1 protein-coding gene is annotated in these 1,067 nt (G+C 53.3%); it reads right to left on the bottom strand.

Translation table 11 applies throughout. The features are described from left to right. Positions 1-120 precede the first annotated feature (120 nt). A protein-coding gene (locus GOB85_RS18780; protein WP_173578872.1) for an IS5 family transposase occupies positions 121-884 on the bottom strand; the annotation gives its coding sequence in 2 pieces (ribosomal slippage) (positions 121-551 and positions 551-884; 765 coding nt in all). Positions 885-1,067 lie beyond the last annotated feature (183 nt).

Raw genomic sequence — 1,067 nt, forward strand, 5'->3', positions numbered from 1 at the left:
CAACGCAGACTGCCCGTAGCCCACATCCTCAGATGGTCCGTCTTTCGACGAACACATCAGGCCACTGCTATCCGCGCTCACTCACAACATAATATGCAACTGTAGTGCTAGGCTCAGGACTCATTCTTTGAGGTAGAAGATGAAGCTTGCTGCGATGTGGATTGCAGACATGAATGTATGAGCGCACCGGTCGTATCTGGTCGCTACACGTCGCCAGTCTTTCAGCTTTGCGAACATGTTTTCGATAAGGTGGCGCTTTTTATACAGGTGCCATTCGTAAGATGGCTTTGATTTCCGGTTCTTCCTCGGTGGAATGCAGGCGGTAATGTTCCGTTCGACAAGAGATCGTCTGATCCGGTTGCTGTCATAACCCCGATCCCCGATGACCTCTTCTGTTCCTTCCGGCAGGTCCGCCAGAAGAACATCTGCCCCTTTGAAGTCACTGACCTGTCCAGCAGTCAGATACAAGCGGACAGGTCGGCCCTGGCCATCACACACGGCATGCAGCTTTGAGTTCAATCCGCCTTTCGTGCGTCCGATATGGCGGGGAAAAACCCCTTTTTAAGCAGGGAGGCTGCTGTCCGGTGTGCTTTGAGATGTGTCGCATCAATCATCAGACGCTTCGAACGGCCAGCCTGTCCTGTCAGGGCGACAAAGATCCGGTCAAAGACACCCAGGCGGCTCCACCGGATAAAGCGGTTGTATAAGGTCTTGTGCGGACCATACGCTTTCGGAGCGTCTTTCCACTGAAGACCATTGCGGATCACGTAAATAATCCCGCTCAGGACACGACGGTCATCCACACGGGGAACCCCATGGGACAGAGGGAAAAACGGCCTGATCCGTTCCATCTGGCTCTCAGACAGCAAAAACACGTCACTCATAGCCTCACCTCCATCGGTAAGCCTGTGAATCACAATGCCCCACTCAGTTCAATAAATTAACAGGTCCTGAGCCTAGCAGCCTGTCGGGTTGGGCATTTTGCGGCTGATAACGCCGAGGCTGACCCGGCTTATGCTGTTTGAAGCCGTGCCATTCTTTTGCAGTTGTATGCGAGAGCGACGAGT

The sequence above is a fragment of the Acetobacter fallax genome, assembly GCF_011516735.1.
Classification (GTDB): Bacteria; Pseudomonadota; Alphaproteobacteria; order Acetobacterales; family Acetobacteraceae; genus Acetobacter; species Acetobacter fallax.